This is a genomic window from Patiriisocius sp., assembly GCF_051252435.1.
Taxonomy (GTDB): domain Bacteria; phylum Bacteroidota; class Bacteroidia; order Flavobacteriales; family Flavobacteriaceae; genus Patiriisocius.
The window spans coordinates 78555-101472 of record NZ_JBPOFW010000005.1; the positions used below are offsets into that span (position 1 = coordinate 78555).

Consider the following 22918-nt stretch of genomic DNA (forward strand, 5'->3'; position numbering starts at 1 on the left):
TTCAAAAGTACACATTCAAGAATTGAAATTTCTTAAAGGTTTCAAAAAAAAGAAATGCTTCGGAAATATAATAGTTCCGAAGCATTTAGACTATAATTCTAATCCTCGTTAAGCCGTCGTATAATTTTCTCTAATCATTTTGATTTTGATATTGAGAGCGGCGAAAAGTAATGTCATAAATGGGCTGAGCCAGTTGAAGATTGCGTAGAAGAAATATTCTCCCACACCTACTCCGAGTACCCCGCTTTGATACGCTCCACAGGTATTCCAAGGGATTAGAACAGAGGTTACCGTTCCACTATCTTCCAATGTTCTTGATAAGTTTTGAGGAGCGAGGCCTCTGTCTTCATACGCCTTTTTAAACATTTTTCCGGGAATTACGATAGCTAGGTATTGATCACTTGCAACAACGTTTAAACCCAAACAGCTTACTACCGTACTAGCAAATAATCCAAATATGGATGTTGCCATAGAAAGTAACACCTTTGTAATTCTTGCCAATGCACCAATGGCATCCATAATGCCACCAAATACCATAGCGCAGATAATTAGGAGTATTGTCCATAGCATTCCGTTGACCCCTCCGGCACTAAAGAGCTTTTTTAATCTTTTGTTAGTTATGAGTTTGTCTAAATTCTCAGCTTTATTTTGTGCCACACTTAAGTCTTGATAGCTCGATGAGAAGTATGTTTTTAGGGTTTCAGTTGTAAAAACTCCCTCTAAATCATCATCAGTAAATAAGTTTTTCAGTTTATCATCATTGTTAATTTTTTCTATATCAGATTCGGATAGTGCGGATAAATAAGTTGAGTCGTCAATTTCAACGCTTGTGTCAGTCAAAATTGAATTTACGATTGTTTGAGTAGGCGAGTCTGTAATAGTTTTAATAAGATTGGGCTGAAAAGCGAATGCGAATATAGCTGCTACTATTACACCGGATGCAAGAGCTATTAGGGGCTTTGTTTTGAATAGAATAAGCACTATTACCAATAGTGGTACAGCAAAAAGCCAAGGTGTAATATTAAAGTACTTATCTATTGTTTCAAGAATAAATGTAGTGTCTGATCTTCCACTAGTGTCAATCGTGGCACTAATAATTGAAAAAACGATTAATGTAATGATTATGGTAGGTACGGTGGTAATCGCCATATAGCGAATGTGTGTAAACAAATCTGTTCCAGCCATTGCGGGCGCTAGATTGGTTGTGTCACTCAAAGGCGACATTTTATCGCCAAAGTATGCCCCTGAAATTACTGCCCCTGCTATCATTCCCGGATTGATACCTAAAGCCGTTCCTATTCCTATTAAAGCAATACCTACTGTAGCACTTGTAGTCCAAGAGCTTCCCGTTGCCACCGAAATAATCGCTGCAATAATCACTGATGCAGGTAAAAATATCGCCGGACTCAAAACCTGAAGGCCATAATAAACCATTGCGGGAATGATACCACTTACCAACCAAGTTCCTGCCAGTGCACCTACTAATAATAAAATACAAACGGGAATAAAAATGCTTTTTAAATTTTCCCATATTTCGGTAAGCATAGTGCCAATTCCTACTTTATTTTTGAACCCCACGATTGCTGCTGCAAGTCCGCCAAGCAATAAAATAAATTGATTTGAATAATCCCCGAGCCATGCTCCATCCGCAAAAAAAATATTATAAGCAAGTAGCCCCATCAAAATAATTACGGGAATGAGCGCTTCCCAAATGGACAATTCTTTGTTATCCATAATGTGTTGGTTTTCAATATCAATTTCTGATAGGTTGTCGTCTTGATTCATTTTTGGCTGAATTATATTATGTAATGTTACGATTTTGTGGAAAATTGTGCAAATGAAAAAAGGAATCCACAAGAATTCCTTTTTTTAATTTGTAGAAGAAGGTTTTTAAAGAACGCCAACTTTTACCATGCACTCACGCATCATTTTATAGGTTCGTTCAATATCTGAGTCGAGACCAATTGAAAATCTAATCAAGCCATCGGTCAATCCCATTTCGGCTTGTTCATCTTCGGGAATTTCCGAAGAAGTAGAGCTTCCCGGTGCGCTGAACAACGTTTTATAAAAACCTAAACTCACCGCGAGATAGCCTAGGTTTTTTTCTTGCATCATTTCCATTAGTTCGTTGGCTTTGTCAAGACTACCCGCGTCAATGGTGAGCATTCCGCCGTAACCATATTGTTCGTTCATCATGCCATTGTACAAGTCATGACCCGGGTGAGATTTTAGTCCGGGATATACAGTTCGCAGTCCATCTGCTTCAAATTTATTTGCTAAGAACAGTGCATTTTTACTGTGCTGTTGCATTCTTATATGCAAGGTGCGCAGATTTTTTAAAATAGAGGCCGCTCGCAAACTATCCATAGAAGCGCCCAAAAGCATGCACGCCCCATCATTTACATTTCTTAGTGTATCTATCAACTCTTGTGTTCCGCAAACTACGCCACCCATGGTATCGCTCGCACCGTTGATAAATTTTGTGAGACTGTGCATTACAACATCGGCACCCAATTTTGCTGGGGATATCGTCAATGGTGAAAACGTATTATCAACCAATAATTGTAAATTATGTTTTTTAGCAATCTTTGCTAACCCAGCAATATCAGCTATTTCGAGCAAAGGATTACTAACACATTCGCAAAAAATAATTTTGGTTTCCGGCTTTATAGCAGCTTCAACCGCTTCTAATTTTGTGATATCAACAAAGGAGGTATGAATATCCATTCTTGGAGTAAAATTCTTTAAAAAAGCGTAGGTTCCACCGTAAATAGTTCGGCTAGAGACGATATGGTCGCCTGCTTGGCAAAATTGTAAAATCGTGGGTGTGATTGCTCCCATGCCACTTGCTGCTACGTTTGCAGTTTCGGTGCCTTCCATTGCGGCAAGTGCTTCGCCCAAATACAAGTTTGATGGCGTTGAGTGGCGTGAGTATAAATAGCATCCGTCTGCATTTCCTTCAAAGGTGTCAAACATGGTTTTGGCCGACAAGAATGTATAGGTTGAAGAATCTGAAATCGAGGGATTCACACCTCCAAATTCCCCAAAATATTGTAAATCTTGAATGTTGTTTGCTGGTTTAAAAGTTTTGTCTGCCATAAATTTTGATTTTTGCTTCGGAAATCTTAATGTATTTATAATTTCGTCAAATGTATCTAAATGTAGATTATTTGTCAATGTAATGTGTTTTATTTGGTTTATCAATCTTTAAATGATTTAAATTTCAGAAATAAAATCTAAAAAATTTAATCTCTATTAGTATCTTTATGAAAATTTTTCTATATGAAACTTGATGTAACCGATAAACAACTGCTGGCCGAAGTGCAACAGGATTGTAAGCAAACTAACAAGGAGCTTGCGTTGAAGTTAAACCTTTCTGTCACTGCGACGTATGAGCGGATTAAGAAATTGGAACGGAATGGATTGATTCAAAAATATGTTGCTTTGCTTGATAAAAAGCAATTAGATTTAGGATTTATGGTTTTTTGTCATGTAAAATTAACACAGCATAGCGAAAAATATATTAGTGAATTTGAGCGCGAAGCCACACAACTGGAAGAGGTTTTAGAATGCTACCATGTAAGCGGGGAGTACGATTATTTGCTTAAAGTGGTGGTAAAAGATATGGAGCATTTTAGAGAGTTTATGATAAATAAATTAACTTCGTTGCAGCATATTGGGAGTACGCAGAGTTCCTTTTCAATCAACGAAGTTAAAAACACCACCGCGGTGCGATTATGAAAATTTCAAAACGATATTTAGCCATTGAATTTTTGTTGCTATTTGTAGCGATGCCAGTAATATTGGCAATTGATTTTGGTTTAAAATTTGAAATTTATTTAAAAATACTAATGGTGTTGCTTGGCTTCGGTTATCTATTGGTAACGCTCCGCCGTTTGGGCGCCATTCAATTTAAAATTAAGGAAGGAATAGATTGGAAAGCATTCTGGAAACGGGTGGGCATTACATTTTTGCTTATTGCAGCAGTGACAATTGTGTATGTGTTTATTGTTGATAAAGCCGCATTGTTTTATGTGCCATTTCATAATCCGGGATTGTTCGTAATCATTTTGTTTGTGTACACACTTTTTTCTGTTTGGCCGCAAGAAATTATTTATCGCACATTTTTCTACGAGCGTTACCAATCCATATTTCCTAAAAAAGCGCAAATAGTTTTTGTCAATGCCATAGTTTTTATGATGGCGCATTTGTTTTTTAGAAACACATTGGTTTTGGTGCTGACTTTTATTGGTGGTATTATTTTTGGATTGACGTACCTTAGATTTAAAAGTACAACGCTCGTGAGTATCGAGCATGCAATTTATGGCAATTGGCTATTTACGGTGGGAATGGGGGAGATGCTTGCATTTCCAGGTATGGAATCGGCTGGCTGATTTTGAGTATGATTTCTTCGGAAATTTTAATGGTTTACTATGATTTTGATGTTTAAAATTTCCGAAGAAAAATATAAAAGCTGGGCAACTATTTCAATTCTTAAAGCGTCTTAACAATAAAATACAGAGTATGACTAAAATTTACTATGTGAGTTTTCTGCTTGTGTTGATTTCTTCCTGCGGAAGTGTGAAAAAATACAACGAAGAAATCTCAAAATTGCATTCGGTTGCAGAATTGCACGAGGATATTGATAAAACGTATATTAGAATCCAACGAGCACACCCTAAATTGCATCAATATATTTCAAAAGAACGATTGAATAATAAGATTGATAGCTTAAAACAATCCATTTCAAAATCAATGTCGAGCAAACAATTTTATTATGCTTTTGCTCCCGTAATCAAGTCAATAGGGCAAGGTCATATTGGGATGGCTGCGCCAATATTGAAACGTACAAAAAAAGAACGGAAAGCTTATAGAGATAAAAAATTTGGTTTCAATAGTTTGGATTTTGAGAACGTTGAGAATAGAATGTTTGTAGTTTCGGCAAAGGACGCAGACACTATTTTAATAGGTAGCGAAGTGCTCAAATTTGAAGATGAAACACCGCAAGAGCTTATTGAAAAATACAATAACAATGTAGCTTCAGATGGTTTTAATACTACCTTGTACGACCGCCTTGTTGCGTCACGTTTCCAAAGGTTTTATGTCATGGACAAAGGACTTTTAGATAGTGTTAGCATGACATTTAAGCAGCGTGATTCGGTTTTTTCTAAAACTTTTAAATGGCAAGACAAAAAGAAGAAAAGCGATTCTTTAACCGAAATTCAAAAAGATAGTATTTCAGCCATCAAGCCCATTAAACTCACAAAAGAGGAGCGAAAATTAAAAAGAGATTCATTAAAAGCCGTGAGAAAATATAAAGACATTCATGGCTATAACTATCAAGATGGGACTTACAATAGAAATTTAAGTTTTGTTGGCAACGATAGTACTGTGGCGCTCATGAAAATAAGAGGTTTTACAAATGGTGACTTTAGAACTTTTTATGAAGAAACCTTTAAAACTTTGGACAGTCTAGGCACGAAAGAGTTGATTATCGATTTAAGGGACAACACAGGTGGTCGCGTAAAGGAGATAAACGACCTCTACGGCTATTTAACAGATAAAGAATATGTAATGTACAATGAAAGCGAAGTGACCGGGAGAACCCCCATCATCAAGTCGTTTATGAGCAATACCTCGCCGGGATTTTTGAAAGCCTTTACTGTAGTTGCATCGCCTATAATTTTAGTACATAATGTATTTAAGACACGAAAACGTGATGGTAAATTATACTACAGATTAAACGGGGTTAAACCTTTGGAGCCAAAGGAAACTAACTTTAAAGGGGATGTATATGTATTGATAAATGGAAGTTCGTTTTCGGCTTCTTCTTTACTATCTACAAATCTCAAAAAAAATGACAGAGCTATTTTTGTAGGTCAAGAAACGGGTGGTGCGCATAACGGTACAGTAGCTGGAATGACGAGAGGTTACGAAATGCCAAACTCAAAAGTAATCATCAAAATGGGAGTAATGCAAGTAGAATCGCCTTACAAAGTTGACCCAGATGGATATGGCGTCATGCCAGATGTTGAAATTATCCCCACAGTTGCTGACCGCCAAGCAGGTATTGATCCTGAAATTGAATGGGTGTTAAGTGATATTGAGTCTAAACAATAATCGTATCTATTTTACTTGATTTAAACCTTTGTGAAAAATTGGATATTCCTTTAACAAAATCGTACTTTTGTAATCGTTTTTAGCGACCCTCGGTCATTTGAGGGCAATCAACTTTAAGAATAAAATTTATGAGTCAATACGATGTAGCCGTAATAGGTTCTGGTCCTGGAGGATATGTAGCAGCCATTCGCTGTGCACAATTAGGTATGAAAACTGCCATTATTGAAAAATACAACACCCTAGGTGGTACTTGCCTTAACGTGGGTTGTATCCCGAGTAAAGCGTTACTAGATTCTTCGCACCATTATGAGGAAGCTATCAAGCATTTTGAGGAACATGGTATTGAAATTCCTGGCGAAGTGAAAATCAATTTCAAGAAAATGATTGAGCGCAAGGCCAATGTTGTGGATCAAACAACAAAGGGTATCGATTTTTTAATGAACAAAAATAAAATTGATGTTTTCACTGGCGTGGGAAGTTTTAAGGATGCAACACACATTGAAATAAAAGGCGATAAAACCGAAACTATTGAAGCGAAAAACACCATTATCGCCACCGGAAGCAAGCCATCAACATTACCGTTTATAAAATTGGATAAAGAAAGAGTCATTACTTCAACCGAAGCTTTGAGCCTTAAGGAAATTCCAAAACACATGGTTGTCATTGGTGGTGGAGTTATTGGTCTGGAGCTGGGACAAGTATATCGTCGTTTGGGTGCTGAGGTTTCGGTTGTGGAATATATGGACCGTATTATCCCAACAATGGATAGCGCTCAGAGCAAAGAATTGATGAAAGTAATGAAGAAACAAGGTGTTAAATTTTTCCTTTCGCATAAAGTTTCAGCAGTAGATAGAAAGAAAAATGAAGTGATTGTTACAGCGACCAACAAAAAAGATGAAGAAGTTACTTTTAGTGGTGATTACTGTTTGGTTTCCGTAGGAAGAAAGGCATACACAGATGGCCTTAATTTGGACAAAGCTGGCGTAAAAGCAACCGAAAGAGGACAAGTGGACGTAAACGACCACTTACAGACTAATGTGTCAAACATTTATGCCATAGGCGACGTTGTGAGAGGAGCTATGTTAGCGCATAAAGCAAGTGAAGAAGGTGTTCTTGTTGCTGAAATTTTAGCCGGACAAAAACCTCATATTGATTATAACTTAATTCCAGGTGTTGTTTACACTTGGCCAGAAGTTGCCAGCGTTGGTAAGACCGAAGAGCAACTAAAAGAAGCTAAAGTGGAATACAAGTCTGGACAATTCCCTATGCGTGCTTTGGGAAGAAGTAGAGCAAGTGGAGATGTTGACGGTTTTGTTAAAATCCTAAGCGACTCAAAAACCGATGAGATACTCGGAGTGCACATGGTAGGAGCTCGTTGTGCCGATTTAATTGCTGAAATGGTAGTTGCCATGGAATACAGAGCTAGCGCAGAAGATATTGCAAGAATGAGCCACGCACACCCAACCTATGCCGAGGCCGTAAAAGAGGCAGCGTTAGCAGCTACAGACGATAGATCATTACATATTTAAATTTAATAGAATAAAAAGAGTTTGAAAATCCCGCCTTTGGTGGGATTTTTACTTTTTTAGAAATATCTTCGTGGCAATGCGAACTAATATAAAGAAAACACTTCGTAAAGACACCAATTTAAAACAGGCCATCTTAGCTTGGGCGCAACAATTTGAAGAAGTTGTTTGGTTGGATTCTAACAATCATGCACAGGCTCATAGCACCTATACCGCAATTTTGGCGGTGGATTCATTTACCGCGATAAAAACAGATAGTCATCAAGCCTTTAAGAAACTGGAAGAATATCAAACAACCACAAAAGATTGGTTATTTGGTTACTTGACGTATGATTTAAAAAATGACGTGGAGCGATTGAAATCTGAAAACTTTGACGGATTACAATTCCCAGATTTGTATTTTTTTCAACCAAAACGTTTATTCTTATTTTCAGAAACGGAAGTCACCATTCAATATTTGAATATGATTGATGACGAAGTGGAAGATGATTGGCAGGATATTCTTTCAGCGGAAATTTCCGAAGAAGAACACGCAGCTTCCCATATCAAAATCAGTCTCCGAACTTCAAAAGACACCTATTACGAAAAAATAGACGCGCTATTAAAACACATTGCGCGAGGGGATATTTATGTAGCAAATTATTGCCAAGAGTTTTTTGCCGAAGATGTGACTATTGATCCACTACTAACGTTCAAAAAGTTGAATGATATTTCGCATCCTCCGTTTGCAACCTTTTTAAAAATCGATAAGCATTATTTACTTTCGGCATCGCCAGAGCGTTATTTAAAAAAGACTGGAAATACCGTTGTATCGCAACCTATTAAAGGAACTGCAAAACGAGCTCAAACAAAAACCGATGATGAAAAACTAATCGAAACTTTAAAAAATGACCCAAAAGAGCGCAGCGAAAATATTATGATTACAGACCTCGTGCGAAACGATTTATCGCGCATTGCAACCAAAGGAAGCGTCGTAGTCGAAGAACTCTGTAAAGTTTATACATTTCAGCAGGTGCATCAAATGATTTCCACCATTACGTGCCAAGTGGCAGATGATGTTTCGCCCGTGTCGATTATAAGAAATACATTCCCCATGGGAAGTATGACGGGTGCTCCCAAAGTACGTGCCATGCAAATTATTGAGAAATTGGAAGATGCAAAACGCGGATTGTACAGTGGCGCTGTGGGCTATTTTGCACCCAATGGCGATTTTGATTTTAATGTAATTATAAGGAGTATTTTATACAACGAGATGTCAAAATACGTTAGTTATTCCGTAGGCGGTGCGATTACTGCAAAATCCAATGCAGAGAATGAATATGAAGAATGCTTGCTAAAGGCTAAGGCGATGCGGCAAGTTTTAGAATAAAAAGTAGATAAAAAACTCTCATATTATTTTATAATCTTTGATGGCTTTTTCTGCTGAAATTCCAGCAAAAGAAAATTTTGAATGACCGACGATTTTCAACAACATATTAGAACAACTTTTCCGCAAATTTTGCCTGCTTTAGGTAAAAACGAAGGGAGTAAAATTCTTGTGGCTTGCAGTGGAGGTGTTGATAGTGTGGCATTAGTACATTTGTTACACAAACTAGATTATACCATTGCCATTGCACATTGCAACTTTAGCTTACGCGGAAATGAGAGCGACGAAGATGCTACTTTTGTTGAAAACTTGGCTAACAAATTAAATGTTCCATTTTATTCTGAAACTTTTGACACCAAAACTTTTGCAAAAGACAATGGATTGTCAACCCAAGTAGCGGCAAGGGAGTTGCGATATCGCTGGTTTTATGAAATAACGGAAACGTTTAATTATCATTTTATCGCGACGGGACACCATGCAGATGACGACCTCGAAACTTTTTTAATTAATCTTTCCCGAAGTACGGGTTTAAGAGGTCTCACAGGAATTCCAGAAATTAATGACAAAGTAATCCGTCCCTTATTGCCTTTTTCTAGACAAGATATTTTACGATTTGCAAAAAAGGAACAACTATTTTGGAGAGAAGATAGCAGTAATAAAAAGACAGATTATCTGCGCAATAAAATGCGATTAGAAGTCATTCCATCTTTAAAAGAAACGAATAAAAAACTGCTTCAAAATTTTAGGAAAACACAAGAGCATCTTCAAGAAAGTCAATCGTTGGTGGATGATTATTTGGCTTTGGTTTTCAATTTGGTGGTAGATGAAACAGAAGATGGCTATTCCATTAAAATTGACGAATTAGAACAACTCCCCAATAATAAAGCGTTGTTGTATGAATTACTTCATTCTTTTGGGTTTACTGATTTTAAGGCGATTGTAAAATTACAAAAGGCACAATCGGGCAAAGCTATATTTTCAGAATCTCATCGTCTTTTAAAGGACAGAACGGTGTTTATTTTGTCTAAATTGCAGCAACATCCAGAAATTTCCGAAGTAAGTATTCCAGCAAATCAAAAAATTATTCACAGTCCGCTAACACTGCGCTTTACGCCTAGTGATATTGTAGGAAATATTGATACTGCTACCATTTACGTCGATGCAGATTTACTGCGCTATCCATTGCTTGTCCGAAAGTGGCGGGAGGGCGATGTTTTTAAGCCTTTTGGGATGAAAGGAAATAAGAAATTGAGTAAATTTTTTAAAGATGAAAAGCTATCTTTGGCTGACAAAGAAAAAATTTGGTTGTTGGAAAGTGACGATAAAATCGTTTGGGTGATAGGATGGAGAGCTGATGACCGATTTAAAGTAACTGACCAAACCACGCGTATTTTAAAGATTACAACACACCAACAAACTATGAAACAATTATTTGCGACACTACTATTTTTCTTGTTTGCAGTATCGGGATTTTCACAAATTTTAGAGCCTGTTAAATGGACTTCGGAAATCGAAAAAACGGGCGAAGATACATACATATTAAGTTACATTGCTGAAATTCAAGACAATTGGCATCTCTACGACCAGCAAGAACATGAGGACGGGCCAATACCAACTACGTTTTCTTACCTAGATAATGCTGATAAAATTGAGTTAATAGGCAAAGCAACAGAGAGTGAGTCGCACACAAGTTTTGATAAAGTTTTTAATCTTGAACTTACTTATTTTGACCACAGTGCAACCTTTAAACAAAAGATTAAAGTTTTAGACCCTAATTTGACCTCATTCATCGGAGAAGTAAGTTTTCAATCATGTGATGATGAAAAGTGTATTTTCGATTTTAGGGAATTAGAGTTTGTGTTGCCGGGGAAAAGTGCTGCAAGTGATGAAAACAGTCAGATTTTTGAGCCCGTAACCTGGGATTCTGAGATTAGAAAAATTGGAAATGATACATATGAGTTAATTTTTAATGCGAGTATTGAAGATAAATGGCATGTATATTCAACCAAATCTTATGATGATATAGACCCTTCGGTAATTGCCCCTAATCCAACGGCAGTTCGCTTAGAAGATGATAGTCCAGTTAAGTTAGTTGGATCATTGAAGCAAGTTGGCGAACCACACAAAACTTTTGATAAGATATTTGAAATGGATGTGGAGTATTTTGATAAAACAGCACGTTTTATACAAACTGTAAAAGTATCTAATAGTTCATTAAAAGACCTTATAATATCATTGGATTATCAAACGTGTGATGATGAGAAATGTATATTTCCAACAAAGGATTTTACTTTTCAAATACCAGATGCTAATGCAGAAATTGTTGCAGCTTCAGGTAGTATTAATGATGATGGAAATGATGGAAGTGAAGATAACAAAGGTTTATGGAGGATTTTTATAGTTGCATTTTTCTCGGGCTTCGCGGCATTGTTAACGCCATGTGTGTTCCCAATGATACCAATGACCGTAAGTTTTTTTACCAAACAAAGTAAAACCAAAGCGGCAGGAATTAGAAATGCAATTATATATGGTTTATCAATCATTGTAATTTATGTGCTATTGGGCATTTTTGTGAGTTTAGTTTTTGGTGCAGATGCGCTCAATGCGTTGTCAACTAATGTTTGGTTCAATCTTATTTTCTTTGTGTTGTTAATTGTTTTTGCAGCTTCTTTCTTGGGGGCTTTTGAAATTATGTTACCAAATTCTTGGGCAAATAAAGTTGATAAGCAAGCTGATAGGGGTGGTCTTATAGGTATATTCTTTATGGCACTCGCCTTAGCGATTGTATCTTTTTCTTGTACGGGTCCAATAGTTGGAACGCTCTTGGTTGAAGCTGCTGCCGGTGGAAGTCAAATAGGACCTATTGTGGGTATGTTTGGTTTTGCTTTGGCAATCGCGTTGCCTTTTGCATTATTTGCAGCATTCCCGGGATGGTTAAACTCATTGCCAAAAAGTGGTGGTTGGTTAAATACTGTAAAAGTAGTTTTAGGGTTTTTAGAACTAGCATTAGCTTTTAAGTTTTTATCGAATGCCGATTTGGTACTTCAATTACATTGGTTAGAACGAGAGGTTTTCCTTGCGATTTGGATAGCTATATTTGGGGCTCTCGCTCTTTATTTATTTGGAAAAATACGCTTACCGCACGATTCGCCTGTAACTCACATAAGCGTAGGTAGATTGATGTTAGCATTATTGGTATTATCATTTACAGTGTATATGATTCCTGGGCTTTGGGGAGCTCCACTTAAATTGATAAGTGGTTTTCCACCTGCGGCACATTATAGTGAGTCGCCTTATGGGGTAGGGTTTTCAAAATTGGGAGGCGTTGCCACTACTGCAGTTCAAGGTAAAATTCCTGAGGGGGCAAAGTTATTAGCACCCCACGACATATTGAGTTTCACAGATTATGATAAAGGAGTGGCGTATGCGAAGGAAGTAGGGAAGCCTATTATGATTGATTTTACAGGACACGCTTGTGTAAATTGTAGAAAAATGGAAGAAAACGTTTGGCCAGAGGGTAGTATTCTTCCCATCCTTAAAAATGAAGTGGTATTGATTTCTCTCTATGTGGACGAAAAGAAAGAATTGCCTGAGAACGAAAAGTACACAAGTAAAGAAACTGGTAAAAAAGTGAGAACTGTAGGCAATAAATGGAGTGATTTACAAATCACAAATTATAAGGCAAATGCACAACCTTACTATGTACTTATGAATCATGACGAGGAAAATCTTATCAATCCTGTTGGTTACACGCCAGATGCAGAAGAGTATGAAAAATGGTTAAGGACTGGGATATCTCAATTCGGTAATAAGTAGATGCTATGATTGAGTTAGGGTAAAAAAATAGAGCGTTACATTGTAACGCTCTTAACAAACCTAACTTAGTAAATTTTTTATCGTCATCGTATGTTTTTTATCCCCACAAAAAACATAGTTAGAGCATATTCACTAATTCATACAACAAATCTACACATAACATTAAGTGAAATCAATACGTGTTTCCACGTATATTTAGCCCTACACCGGTAGTTTTCTTAACAATAAATTAGTATTTTTAAGTTAGACTTCCTTTTTTATTCGTTGTAATTTTACTGAAACTATAAGGAGTATCTATGAAAATCTATTTGTTTTGTGCCATAGTCGCATTGTTTGCAAGTTGTAACTCTTCCCAAAAAAATCTCGAAATATCAAAAGCTGAAATTACTTCTTCGGAAATATTAGACATTAAAACTTATTCTTTTGATGTTGTAGAAAACGAAAACATCACTGGAAAAATTCACCGTTTTGATTCTTTTGCATCTAATTTTATAATTCCAAGAACGGTTGATGTTTGGTTACCAAAGGATTACTCGGCCGATAAAACATACGCGGTACTCTACATGAATGACGGTCAAGATTTATTTGACCCAACAGTGGATACACGAAAACCTGAAATGGAGATAGACGAAACGATTACTCGGCTCGTTTCCGAAGAAAAAATAAAAGATGCTATCGTAGTTGGTGTTTATAACATTGCAAAAGAACGAAGCGAAGATTATTTCCCGCAAAAACCTATTGACTTATTACCGGTGAAAACGAAAGATTCTTTATTACAATTGGTAAGAGCATTCAACAAAACGTTTGAATTCAATAGCGATAATTATCTCGATTTCTTGACAAAAGAGCTTAAACCTTATATTGATGCAAATTATAGCACAGCGACAGATGCACAAAACACGTATATCGCTGGAGCGAGTATGGGCGGTTTGATTTCTATGTATGCGGTGTGTGAATATCCTCAAACTTTTGGCGGTGCCATTGGGATGAGTACCCATTGGGTAGGTGCGGTGCCAAGTCCTGGAAATCCCATTCCTCCTGCGTTTTTTGACTATATGCGCAATAATTTACCTTCTCCAGAAACACATAAATTTTATTTTTCCTTTGGAACAAAGGGGCTGGATATGTTTTACACACAATATGAAGATGATGTAAATGATGTCTTTAAAGAGCGGGGTTACATTTCCAATAATGTGTTCCGAAATATTAAAACCGAAGGCGGTAACCACAATGTGCCCTCATGGCAAGAACGTTTTCCAGAAGCGGTCCAAATGATGATTGGGAAGTAGGAATTTTATTTTAAATCTATATTAATTTACAAATGTAGATTTAAGCAAGAGCTATAATTCTTACTGAAAATCAACGTCATAGTGATACTCTTTTGAGGTGTCTTATGTTTAGGTTTAATATGTATCAGTATGTTTTATTACTTCATCTAAAATTTACGTATTTTACACAACTATACTTAGTATTCGTGAGAAATACGTTTTTATCCATACTATCAATTATATTATTTTTTTTGTTCCCCTGCACGTTTTGCAGCGGACAAGAGCTACCGCCTATTTCTAATTTTTCGAGCAATATTTATGGTGCTGGAAATCAAAATTGGTCAATTTCACAAACTGAAAATAAGTTCATTTATATTGCAAATAATGATGGGCTTTTAGAGTTCAATGGAGCAAAATGGACACTATTTCCATCTCCAAATGGCACTTTAATGCGTTCGGTAGCTGTTAAGGACAATAGTGTTTATACAGGGTCCTACATGGATTTTGGTATTCGGGAGAAGAATGAGTTAGGGATACTTACCTATCAATCTCTTAGTGATAAATTAGCTTTAGATATAGTTGAGGATGAACAGTTTTGGAACATCATTCCCTATGAAAATTGGGTGCTTTTTCAATCCTTAAATCGTATTTATGTTTATAACACTTTAAATGAGGAGGTAAATATTATTTCAGCAAATAATACCATCCATAAAATGTATAATGTGGAAGGCGTTATTTATTTCCAAGTTGCAAATGAAGGCTTATACCGTATTCAAAATAGAGTAAAGGAACTGGTTAGTGGTCTAACAATTTTTAAGGAAGATGTTGTTGTTGGTTTGTTCCAAGTTTCGGAAGGTTTGAGAGTCATTACCCGTGCTAACGGAATTCTAAATTTCAACGGTAAGGAATTGTCGTCATGGAATACCGAACTCAAATCTCTTACAAAAACCCTGAGTATTTATACAAGTCTAAGATTGACAGATGGAAGCTTACTTTTAGGCACCATTTCGAATGGGGTGTATCATATTTCTAAAAACGGAGCACTTCTTTTTAAAGTAAATCAAAATACAGGGCTGAGTGACAACACTGCATTATCGCTATTTGAAGATGACGAACAGCATATATGGATAGGTCTTGACAATGGAGTAGACTGTATTAACTTGAAAGCACCATATACCAATTATATAGACCAAAGCGGAATATGACTGGAATGTTACTGCTAGAGATATGATTACATCAATTTCGGTTGTAAATGTTCTTGGGCAAGAAGTAATTCGTGCAACTCCAAGCGCGACAAACTATTCTTTGGATATGTCTGTACTTAACGCTGGTGTTTATGTTGCGAATGTAACAACCGCTCAAGGTGAAAAAACTATAAAGTTGATTAAAAAATAATAAAAGTTAAAGTTTAATTGTTGGAAAACCTGTCTTGATTTATTTTAAGGCAGGTTTTTTTGTTTGTAGTTTTGTCTTGTTTTTTCTGAAATTTCAATTTTAAAAAAGAACTTGTTAACCGAAAACGTTATAGTAACCTCTACAAATTGCGGAAAGCGGTTTTTGCTCTTATATTTATAACCATGAATAAAACCTCTATTAAAAGAATAGGTGTATTGACCAGCGGTGGAGATGCACCTGGAATGAACGCAGCCATCCGGGCGGTAGTTCGATCATGTGTCTATCATAATGTAGAATGCGTTGGTATCTTTAGGGGTTATGAAGGATTAATCGAAGGAGACTTTCAACCTTTGGATGCGCGTAGTGTTAAAAATTTGATTAACCGTGGTGGGACATTTTTAAAGTCAGCACGATCTAAAGAATTTATGACCAAAGAAGGTCGACAAAAAGCCTACGATCATTTAAAGAAAGCCGAAATAGATGCCCTTGTTACAATTGGCGGTGATGGCACATTTAAAGGTGCGATTGTATTCAATGAAGAATTCGATTTTCCCATCGTTGGACTTCCCGGAACTATTGACAACGACATCAATGGAACCGATTACACTATAGGTTACGACACTGCTTTAAACACAGTAGTTGAAGCAATCGATAAAATAAGAGATACTGCAAACTCACACAACCGTTTATTCCTAGTTGAAGTTATGGGGCGTGATGCCGGAGATATTGCATTAAATGCTGGAATAGGAGCAGGAGCAGAGGAAATTCTCATCCCAGAGCAAAACATGGGGCGCGATAGATTGATTGAATCCTTAAAGCGAAGTAAAAAATCTGGTAAGTCTTCAAGTATCGTTGTGGTTGCAGAGGGAGACCAAATAGGAAAAAACATTTTAGGACTCGCCGAATACATTAGAGAAAATCTTGAAGAGTATGAATGTAAAGTCACTGTATTGGGTCATATACAAAGGGGTGGTTCGCCGAGTTGTTACGATAGGGTTTTGGCAAGTAGAATGGGAGTTGGCGCCATAGATGCCTTACTCAATGGAGAGCGCGATGTGATGATAGCTATCGTTCACAACAAGATAGTTTCAATAGATTTTAAAGAATCTTTAAAAGGTTCAAATAAAATAGACGAAAGTTTAATTAGAGTGGCAGATATCACTTCCATTTAATTCAAACCGAAATAAAATTTAATATTAATTGGAGTGTTCCAAACAAAAATAATTGTTTTGATCCTTCAGAATACCATAAAAGAATGACTACAAAAATTGGAATTAACGGCTTTGGTCGTATTGGAAGAATCGCCTTCAGAATTGCATCACAAAACCCAGCTATCGAAGTAGTAGCGGTGAACGACTTGCTGGATGTTGACCATTTAGCATATCTATTGGAATATGATTCGGTTCACGGAAAATACCCAGGTACGATTGAAGTAAAAGATGGTCATTTAGTAGTAGATGGAAATAAAATAAGAGTTTCAGCAGAGCGTAATCCTGAAAATTTAAAATGGGACGAAGCTAGTGCTGACATAGTATTAGATTGTACAGGTATTTTTACAACATTAGATTCAGCAAATGCACATATTAAAGCAGGAGCTAAGAAAGTAGTGATTTCGGCACCTTCAAAAGATGCGCCTATGTTTGTAATGGGAGTAAATCATAAAGAAGCTAAAGCAACCGATACGATTGTATCAAATGCCTCGTGTACAACAAACTGTTTAGCTCCATTGGCAAAGATAATGGATGATAACTTTGGTATCGTTGAAGGGTTGATGACTACAGTACATGCACTTACTGCAACTCAAAGTACTGTTGACCAACCTTCAAAGAAGAACTATCGTTTGGGTAGAAGTGGTGTAAATAATATAATTCCTACTTCAACAGGAGCAGCGGTCGCAGTGACAAAAGTAATTCCTGCACTCAAAGGCAAATTAACGGGAATGGCATTTAGAGTTCCTACGGTAGATGTTTCAGTAGTAGACCTAACGGTTAGAACTGAAAAAGCAACCAACCTTGAAGAGATTAAAAAAGTATTCAAAGATGCCGCTAACGGTTCTTATAAAGGGATTGTAGCTTATACCGATGAACAAGTTGTATCTCAAGATTTTGTAAGCGACCCGCACACATGTACATTTGATGCTGACTCAGCCATTGCACTTAACGATAATTTCTTTAAATTAATCGCTTGGTACGATAATGAGTATGGATATTCAGCAAAATTAATTGATCTTGCAGCTCACGTTGCTAGTTTGTAGAGCGTTGAATAGGGAATTAGTTAAAAACGAACTGGTTGCCAGCGAGTAATAAGCTAATACTCTAATTCCACTATTAACTAACAAATTATTCTACAAATGATTCTTATTACAGATGGAGGTTCTACAAAATGCGACTGGATTTTACTCGATTCGGCTGGTGAAGTTGTTTTAAAAACACGCTCTTTAGGGCTCAATCCAGCGGTTGTTCCAGAAGAGGATTTATTAAAGCGTATTTCTGAAAATCAAGATTTAAAACCTCTTTTCGATACTAAAATGCAACTTGATTTCTATGGCGCTGGCTGTGGTACAAAAACACCGGTCGCTATCTTAAAAGGTGTTTTAGAGTCCATATTTGTAAACTCTACTGTAACAGTTCAAGAAGATACTGTAGCTGCTGTGCATGCGGCTACAAGTGAGCCTGGCATTGTTTGTATTTTGGGAACCGGAAGTAACAGTAGTTATTTTGATGGTAAAAAAGTACACTCAAGTGTGGAGTCGCTAGGATACACATTAATGGACGAGGCGAGTGGTAATTATTTCGGCAAGCGGTTGATTCGGGATTATTTTTATAAAAAAATGCCCAGCGTTTTGGCTACCGAGTTTGCCCGCCGTTTTAACCTTGATGCAGACGATATTAAATTAAATCTCTATAAAAAACCTAATCCAAATATGTATTTAGCATCTTTTGCCGAGTTCATTTTTAATCCGGGAGAAAACAGACCAAAAAATGCTATCGAAATAAATGGTTATTTTTACAAACTGATTAGCGAGGGGATGCTCAATTTTATTGAAAACCGTATTCTCTGTTTCAAGGAAGCGCAGCATGTCCCCATTCATTTTATTGGCAGTATTGCTCATTTTAGCGAGGATATCATTCGTGATTGCATGAAACCCTACCATTTAGAATTGGGTAATATAATTCGCCGGCCTATTGACGGTTTGATTGAATATTACCGCAAAAACAGACTCGATTAAAACGCATTAATAGTACTCTTAAAACCTTTTATGTTCCCAAAAATTAATCCAACGAAAACAAAAGCTTGGCAAAAATTAACCCAGCATTTTGAAGAAATCAATGATGTAGAAATGCAAGATTTATTCGCTTCGGAAAAGGGGCGAACGGAACATTTTAGTATTCAATGGAACGATTTTCAGCTCGATTATTCAAAAAACCGAATCACTTCAGAAACGTTACAACTTTTATTGGAACTCGCTGATGAAGTTAAACTAAGGGAGGCAATCGAAGCTCAGTTTTCGGGCGAGAAAATCAACGAAACTGAAAATAGGGCAGTGCTGCATACAGCATTGAGGGATTTCAAAAATCTAAAACCAGAAATCAAAGCTACATTATCTCAAATGGAGCACTTTTCCGAAGCTATCATAAGCGGAAAATGGAAAGGTTACACAGGAAAATCAATAACCGATGTTGTAAATATTGGGATTGGAGGAAGCGATTTAGGCCCGGCGATGGTTACCGAAGCGTTGTCATTTTACAAAAATCACCTAAAAGTACATTACATTTCAAATATTGATGGCGACCACGTCATGGAAACGCTGAAGCAATTGGATAGAGAGACTACGCTCTTTATTATTGTATCGAAGACCTTCACAACGCAAGAGACGTTGACAAACGCGCAGACAGTTCGTAAATGGTTTTTAGAGCAAGCTCAAGAAACTGCTATTGCTAAACACTTTGTTGCAGTTTCCACTAATTTGGATGCAGTTTCAAATTTTGGAATTTCTGAAGATAACACCTTTACTATGTGGAACTGGGTGGGAGGACGATTTTCTTTATGGAGTGCCGTGGGACTTTCCACGTGTTGCGCCATTGGATATAAAAATTTTGAACAATTATTGAAGGGTGCAAATGAAATGGATATTCATTTTAAAGAAGCTCCTTTTTCAGAAAATATCCCGGTTGTTTTGGCTTTATTGTCAGTCTGGTACAATAATTTTTTTCAAGCTGAAACGGAAGCTGTTTTACCATACTCACAATATCTTTCAAAATTTGTTGACTATTTACAACAAGCAGTGATGGAAAGTAACGGGAAATCGGTTGACCGAAATGGAGATTTTGTAGATTATCAAACAGGAACAATTGTTTGGGGGAGCACTGGTACCAATGCCCAGCATGCGTTTTTTCAATTGATTCATCAAGGTACAAAGTTGATTCCCTGCGACTTTATCGCGTTTGAAGAATCTCTCTTCGGAAATGAAGAACATCAAAGAAAATTATTGGCAAATTTCCACGCACAGACAGATGCCCTACTTATGGGAACTAGAGAAACCGAAGTAGATAATAATTTCAAAGCCTTTAGTGGAAACAGACCTTCAAATTCCTTATTTATCAAAAAGTTGACACCGCAAACTTTAGGAGCTTTAATTGCTATTTACGAACATAAATTGTTCGTGCAAGGAGTAATTTGGAATATTTATAGCTACGATCAATGGGGAGTGGAATTAGGTAAAAAAATGGCAAACCAAAGATTACAATTGTAAGCGGTCTTTCTTATTCAATTTTTTAACGGTTACAACATTTAATAGAGTATTTTGATTTTTAGCAATCTAAAAGTGTTAAAATCTCATATTTTCTTCATTATACTGAAAGTTACTTTCGTAATTACCGACTCTTTTTATTAAATTAGCAATCTTATAAAATTTAAAATACAAATATGAAAAAGTCTACATTTTTATCTGGAGTCATATTGCTTGCCGGTATGGCAACAGCAATTGCTCAAACTCCAGCTGAACGACAAGAAATTGCGTCAAGGTATGATCAAGTTGCTTTAGCGCAATTGGAAGCTGAGTTAGCAACAAACTTTGAAGAAAATCAACAACGTGCAATGGTTGCGGCTGCTGCAAACGGTTGGGAAATTGAAATTGATTTACCTAACGGTGGTAATGCTTTATTAGTAGGGTTATTTCCTGACGGAAGCCCTATGTACTATACAACCGATAACCGCGAGGGAGGAATTACAACCCGTACCAATCTTGTTCACTCTGGTGGAGCTTCAGGCTTAGACCTCAATGGTGAAAACATGCTTGGTGGAATTTGGGATGGTGGTAGAGTGCGTTCTACGCACAATCTTTTAAACGATAGAGCTGACCAAATGGATAGCCCTTCAAGCATTAGTAACCATTCAACACATGTTGCCGGTACGATGATTGGAAATGGTGATGAATTTTCAGGAGCTGTGAAAGGAATGGCACATGTTGCGTCATTAGTAGCTTATGATTTTAATAATGATGAGCCAGAAATGACTTCACAAGCTGGAGAAGGATTATTGGTATCAAATCATAGTTATGGAATTCCAGCAGGTGATTCTCCAATTTGGTATATTGGATATTATGATAGTAATGCTAGAAATATAGATCGTATTATTTATAATGCACCTTATTATCTACCAGTTTGTTCTGCTGGAAATGACAGACAATCTGGAGGAAATACAGGCGATGGAGGCTACGACTATCTAACTGATAAAAGTTTAGCCAAAAATAATATTGTAGTAGCTGCGGTAAACGAAGTGCTAAACTACACAGGACCTGGTAGTGTTATAATGTCAAGCTTTAGTAGTTGGGGACCGCCAGACGATGGTCGTATTAAACCAGACCTTTCTGCAAAAGGTGTTAGTATGACATCTAGTAATGGTCCTTCAAATTCATCTTATACAGTAATGAGTGGAACTTCAATGGCAACCCCCAATGTATCTGGGAGCTTAATGTTATTGCAACAGCATTACAATGATTTAAATGGAGAATTTATGAGAGCTTCAACACTTAGAGCACTCGCTTTGATGACAGCGGATGAAGCTGGTACAGCTCCAGGACCAGATTATAGATTTGGTTGGGGTTTAATGAACACAGCGCGTGCTGCTGATGTAATTTCTAACAACGGGGATACATCTATGATTGCTGAAGCGTCAATTGACGCAAATGGAGCATACACAATTTCATTTACAGCAGATGGGACCAACGATGTTTTTGTTGCTGTTGCTTGGACTGATCCTGAAGGAGAACTTCTTCCTGCCGGTAATAACGATGTAGCAACTCCAAGTTTGATTAACGATCTAGATGCTATAATTACACAAGAAGGAACTACAAATACATTTTCTCCTTGGATTTTAGATGGATCAAATTTCACAGCAGCTGCAACAACAGGAGTAAATAATGTTGATAATATTGAAATCATTCAATTTACACCACCCGCTGCCGGCGAATATGCACTGACAGTAAATCATAAAGGGAATTTCTTGATAGGTAACTCCCAAGAATTTGCGGTTGTGATGGAAGGGATTTCAAATGAAAGTTTTTCTGTTTCAACTGAAGACGCAAACATTCAAGCTTGTCCAGCTGAAATGACTGTAGATTTTGATATAGATGTTTTGTATGATGAAGGAGTTTCAGAAACTATAAACTTTACAGTTGAAGATGTTCCTGCTGGAGTAAATGCAACTTTAACACCAAATTCACTAACTGAAAGCGGAACTGTAGTTTTAAGCATAGACGATATTAGTAGTTTGGCTCTCGGTTCATATACGATGAAAGTTATTGCAACAGGTACTTCACAAACAACGAATACATTAGTTACATTGGAAGTGGTTGATACAGCTGCAATTTCACAAGTAGAATTAAGTTCTCCACCCAATAATGTCATAAATAGACCAATTAACTTAACATTTGAATGGGAGGAAGCAATAGGAGTTGTTGAAGATTATGTTTTTGAACTAGCTACAGATAATACATTTTCTGATATAGTAGCTTCAGTAACTACTGAAGACAATACGACAGATGTTTCTGGGTTAGAATTTGAAACACAGTATTTTTGGAGAGTTAAAGGAACAAGTATGTGTGGTGATGGAGATTTTTCTGATGTTTACATATTTACAACTGAAGCAGAACTTGGTTTTGGAGAAAACGATATAGAAGGACTTCAATTATATCCTAACCCAACTGCTAATGTGTTGACAATTTCAGCAGCAGTTGATTTAAATTCTGTTGAAATTTATTCAGTACTGGGCGAGCGCGTTAGTGGTTCATCTATTAATAGAAATGTAACAACACTTGATATTTCTTCATTAGCTTCAGGTACCTATTTTGTGAAAATAACTTCACAAAACACAAGTGCAGTAAAGCAGATTATTAAAAAGTAATTAAATTTTAATTTATACTTAGA

The 22918-nt window shown here is 36.7% G+C and carries 16 protein-coding genes and 1 pseudogene; 15 read left to right on the top strand and 2 right to left on the bottom strand.

The genetic code is table 11. The features are described from left to right. Positions 1-108 precede the first annotated feature (108 nt). Complete coding sequence (locus tag ACSHW7_RS12020) at positions 109-1785, bottom strand: Na+/H+ antiporter NhaC family protein (protein WP_435679604.1); 1677 nt, start codon at positions 1783-1785, stop codon at positions 109-111. Between the two features lie 105 nt (positions 1786-1890). Beyond that, complete coding sequence (locus ACSHW7_RS12025; protein ID WP_435679605.1) at positions 1891-3099, bottom strand: aminotransferase class I/II-fold pyridoxal phosphate-dependent enzyme; 1209 nt, start codon at positions 3097-3099, stop codon at positions 1891-1893. A 183-nt stretch (positions 3100-3282) separates the two neighbouring features. On the opposite strand from ACSHW7_RS12025, the gene ACSHW7_RS12030 reads away from it, so the two are divergent. The 15 genes and pseudogenes from ACSHW7_RS12030 to ACSHW7_RS12100 all read left to right on the top strand — a co-directional run bounded on the left by ACSHW7_RS12030 (position 3283) and on the right by ACSHW7_RS12100 (position 22895). Beyond that, on the top strand, positions 3283-3741 hold the full coding sequence (locus ACSHW7_RS12030; RefSeq protein WP_435679606.1) for an Lrp/AsnC family transcriptional regulator: 459 nt from the start codon (positions 3283-3285) through the stop codon (positions 3739-3741). Beyond that, a complete protein-coding gene (locus ACSHW7_RS12035; RefSeq protein ID WP_435679607.1) occupies positions 3738-4394 on the top strand; it encodes a CPBP family intramembrane glutamic endopeptidase in 657 nt (218 codons plus the stop codon). Before ACSHW7_RS12030 ends, ACSHW7_RS12035 begins: the two co-directional genes overlap by 4 nt. A gap of 130 nt (positions 4395-4524) precedes the next feature. Next, complete coding sequence (locus ACSHW7_RS12040; RefSeq protein WP_435679608.1) at positions 4525-6120, top strand: S41 family peptidase; 1596 nt, start codon at positions 4525-4527, stop codon at positions 6118-6120. Positions 6121-6248: 128 nt separating this feature from the next. Continuing rightward, positions 6249-7649: a dihydrolipoyl dehydrogenase gene (lpdA, locus tag ACSHW7_RS12045; protein WP_435679609.1), complete on the top strand. Its 1401-nt coding sequence runs from the start codon at positions 6249-6251 to the stop codon at positions 7647-7649. Positions 7650-7725: 76 nt separating this feature from the next. After that, positions 7726-9015, top strand: coding sequence for an aminodeoxychorismate synthase component I (gene pabB / locus ACSHW7_RS12050; protein ID WP_435679610.1), 1290 nt, complete (start codon positions 7726-7728; stop codon positions 9013-9015). A gap of 81 nt (positions 9016-9096) precedes the next feature. Beyond that, positions 9097-10389: pseudogene (tilS, locus tag ACSHW7_RS12055) on the top strand (tRNA lysidine(34) synthetase TilS); the annotation flags it as partial. A 42-nt stretch (positions 10390-10431) separates the two neighbouring features. Then, positions 10432-12828 carry a protein-disulfide reductase DsbD family protein gene (locus tag ACSHW7_RS12060; protein ID WP_435679757.1) on the top strand — a complete coding sequence of 799 codons (2397 nt, stop codon included), beginning with the start codon at positions 10432-10434 and terminating at the stop codon, positions 12826-12828. 296 nt (positions 12829-13124) lie between these two features. Next, positions 13125-14117, top strand: coding sequence for an alpha/beta hydrolase (locus ACSHW7_RS12065; RefSeq protein WP_435679611.1), 993 nt, complete (start codon positions 13125-13127; stop codon positions 14115-14117). A 185-nt stretch (positions 14118-14302) separates the two neighbouring features. After that, positions 14303-15301: a hypothetical protein gene (locus tag ACSHW7_RS12070; RefSeq protein ID WP_435679612.1), complete on the top strand. Its 999-nt coding sequence runs from the start codon at positions 14303-14305 to the stop codon at positions 15299-15301. A 22-nt stretch (positions 15302-15323) separates the two neighbouring features. Further along, entirely contained in the window at positions 15324-15491 is a 168-nt protein-coding gene (locus ACSHW7_RS12075) for a T9SS type A sorting domain-containing protein (protein WP_435679613.1), read from the top strand. A gap of 182 nt (positions 15492-15673) precedes the next feature. Beyond that, positions 15674-16663, top strand: a complete 990-nt coding sequence (gene pfkA / locus ACSHW7_RS12080) for a 6-phosphofructokinase (RefSeq protein ID WP_435679614.1) — start codon at positions 15674-15676, stop codon at positions 16661-16663. Between the two features lie 83 nt (positions 16664-16746). Next, a complete protein-coding gene (gene gap / locus ACSHW7_RS12085) occupies positions 16747-17745 on the top strand; it encodes a type I glyceraldehyde-3-phosphate dehydrogenase (protein WP_435679615.1) in 999 nt (332 codons plus the stop codon). 96 nt (positions 17746-17841) lie between these two features. Further along, the gene (locus ACSHW7_RS12090; protein ID WP_435679616.1) at positions 17842-18720 is read left to right on the top strand and encodes an N-acetylglucosamine kinase; all 879 of its coding nucleotides are present in this window, start codon (positions 17842-17844) and stop codon (positions 18718-18720) included. Between the two features lie 30 nt (positions 18721-18750). After that, positions 18751-20244 carry a glucose-6-phosphate isomerase gene (gene pgi / locus ACSHW7_RS12095; protein WP_435679617.1) on the top strand — a complete coding sequence of 498 codons (1494 nt, stop codon included), beginning with the start codon at positions 18751-18753 and terminating at the stop codon, positions 20242-20244. A gap of 173 nt (positions 20245-20417) precedes the next feature. Continuing rightward, positions 20418-22895, top strand: a complete 2478-nt coding sequence (locus ACSHW7_RS12100) for a S8 family serine peptidase (RefSeq protein WP_435679618.1) — start codon at positions 20418-20420, stop codon at positions 22893-22895. The last annotated feature ends 23 nt before the right edge of the window (positions 22896-22918 follow it).

Bases quoted from the DNA above. Each gene is read 5' to 3' on its own strand.
- ACSHW7_RS12035 (WP_435679607.1), top strand. From the start codon at position 3,738: ATGAAAATTTCAAAACGATATTTAGCCATTGAATTTTTGTTGCTATTT.
- ACSHW7_RS12100 (WP_435679618.1), top strand. From the start codon at position 20,418: ATGAAAAAGTCTACATTTTTATCTGGAGTCATATTGCTTGCCGGTATG.
- ACSHW7_RS12060 (WP_435679757.1), top strand. From the start codon at position 10,432: ATGAAACAATTATTTGCGACACTACTATTTTTCTTGTTTGCAGTATCG.
- pabB (WP_435679610.1), top strand. From the start codon at position 7,726: ATGCGAACTAATATAAAGAAAACACTTCGTAAAGACACCAATTTAAAA.
- ACSHW7_RS12040 (WP_435679608.1), top strand. From the start codon at position 4,525: ATGACTAAAATTTACTATGTGAGTTTTCTGCTTGTGTTGATTTCTTCC.
- pfkA (WP_435679614.1), top strand. From the start codon at position 15,674: ATGAATAAAACCTCTATTAAAAGAATAGGTGTATTGACCAGCGGTGGA.
- ACSHW7_RS12090 (WP_435679616.1), top strand. From the start codon at position 17,842: ATGATTCTTATTACAGATGGAGGTTCTACAAAATGCGACTGGATTTTA.
- ACSHW7_RS12030 (WP_435679606.1), top strand. From the start codon at position 3,283: ATGAAACTTGATGTAACCGATAAACAACTGCTGGCCGAAGTGCAACAG.
- ACSHW7_RS12020 (WP_435679604.1), bottom strand. From the start codon at position 1,785: ATGAATCAAGACGACAACCTATCAGAAATTGATATTGAAAACCAACAC.
- ACSHW7_RS12025 (WP_435679605.1), bottom strand. From the start codon at position 3,099: ATGGCAGACAAAACTTTTAAACCAGCAAACAACATTCAAGATTTACAA.
- ACSHW7_RS12075 (WP_435679613.1), top strand. From the start codon at position 15,324: ATGATTACATCAATTTCGGTTGTAAATGTTCTTGGGCAAGAAGTAATT.
- lpdA (WP_435679609.1), top strand. From the start codon at position 6,249: ATGAGTCAATACGATGTAGCCGTAATAGGTTCTGGTCCTGGAGGATAT.
- pgi (WP_435679617.1), top strand. From the start codon at position 18,751: ATGTTCCCAAAAATTAATCCAACGAAAACAAAAGCTTGGCAAAAATTA.
- gap (WP_435679615.1), top strand. From the start codon at position 16,747: ATGACTACAAAAATTGGAATTAACGGCTTTGGTCGTATTGGAAGAATC.
- ACSHW7_RS12065 (WP_435679611.1), top strand. From the start codon at position 13,125: ATGAAAATCTATTTGTTTTGTGCCATAGTCGCATTGTTTGCAAGTTGT.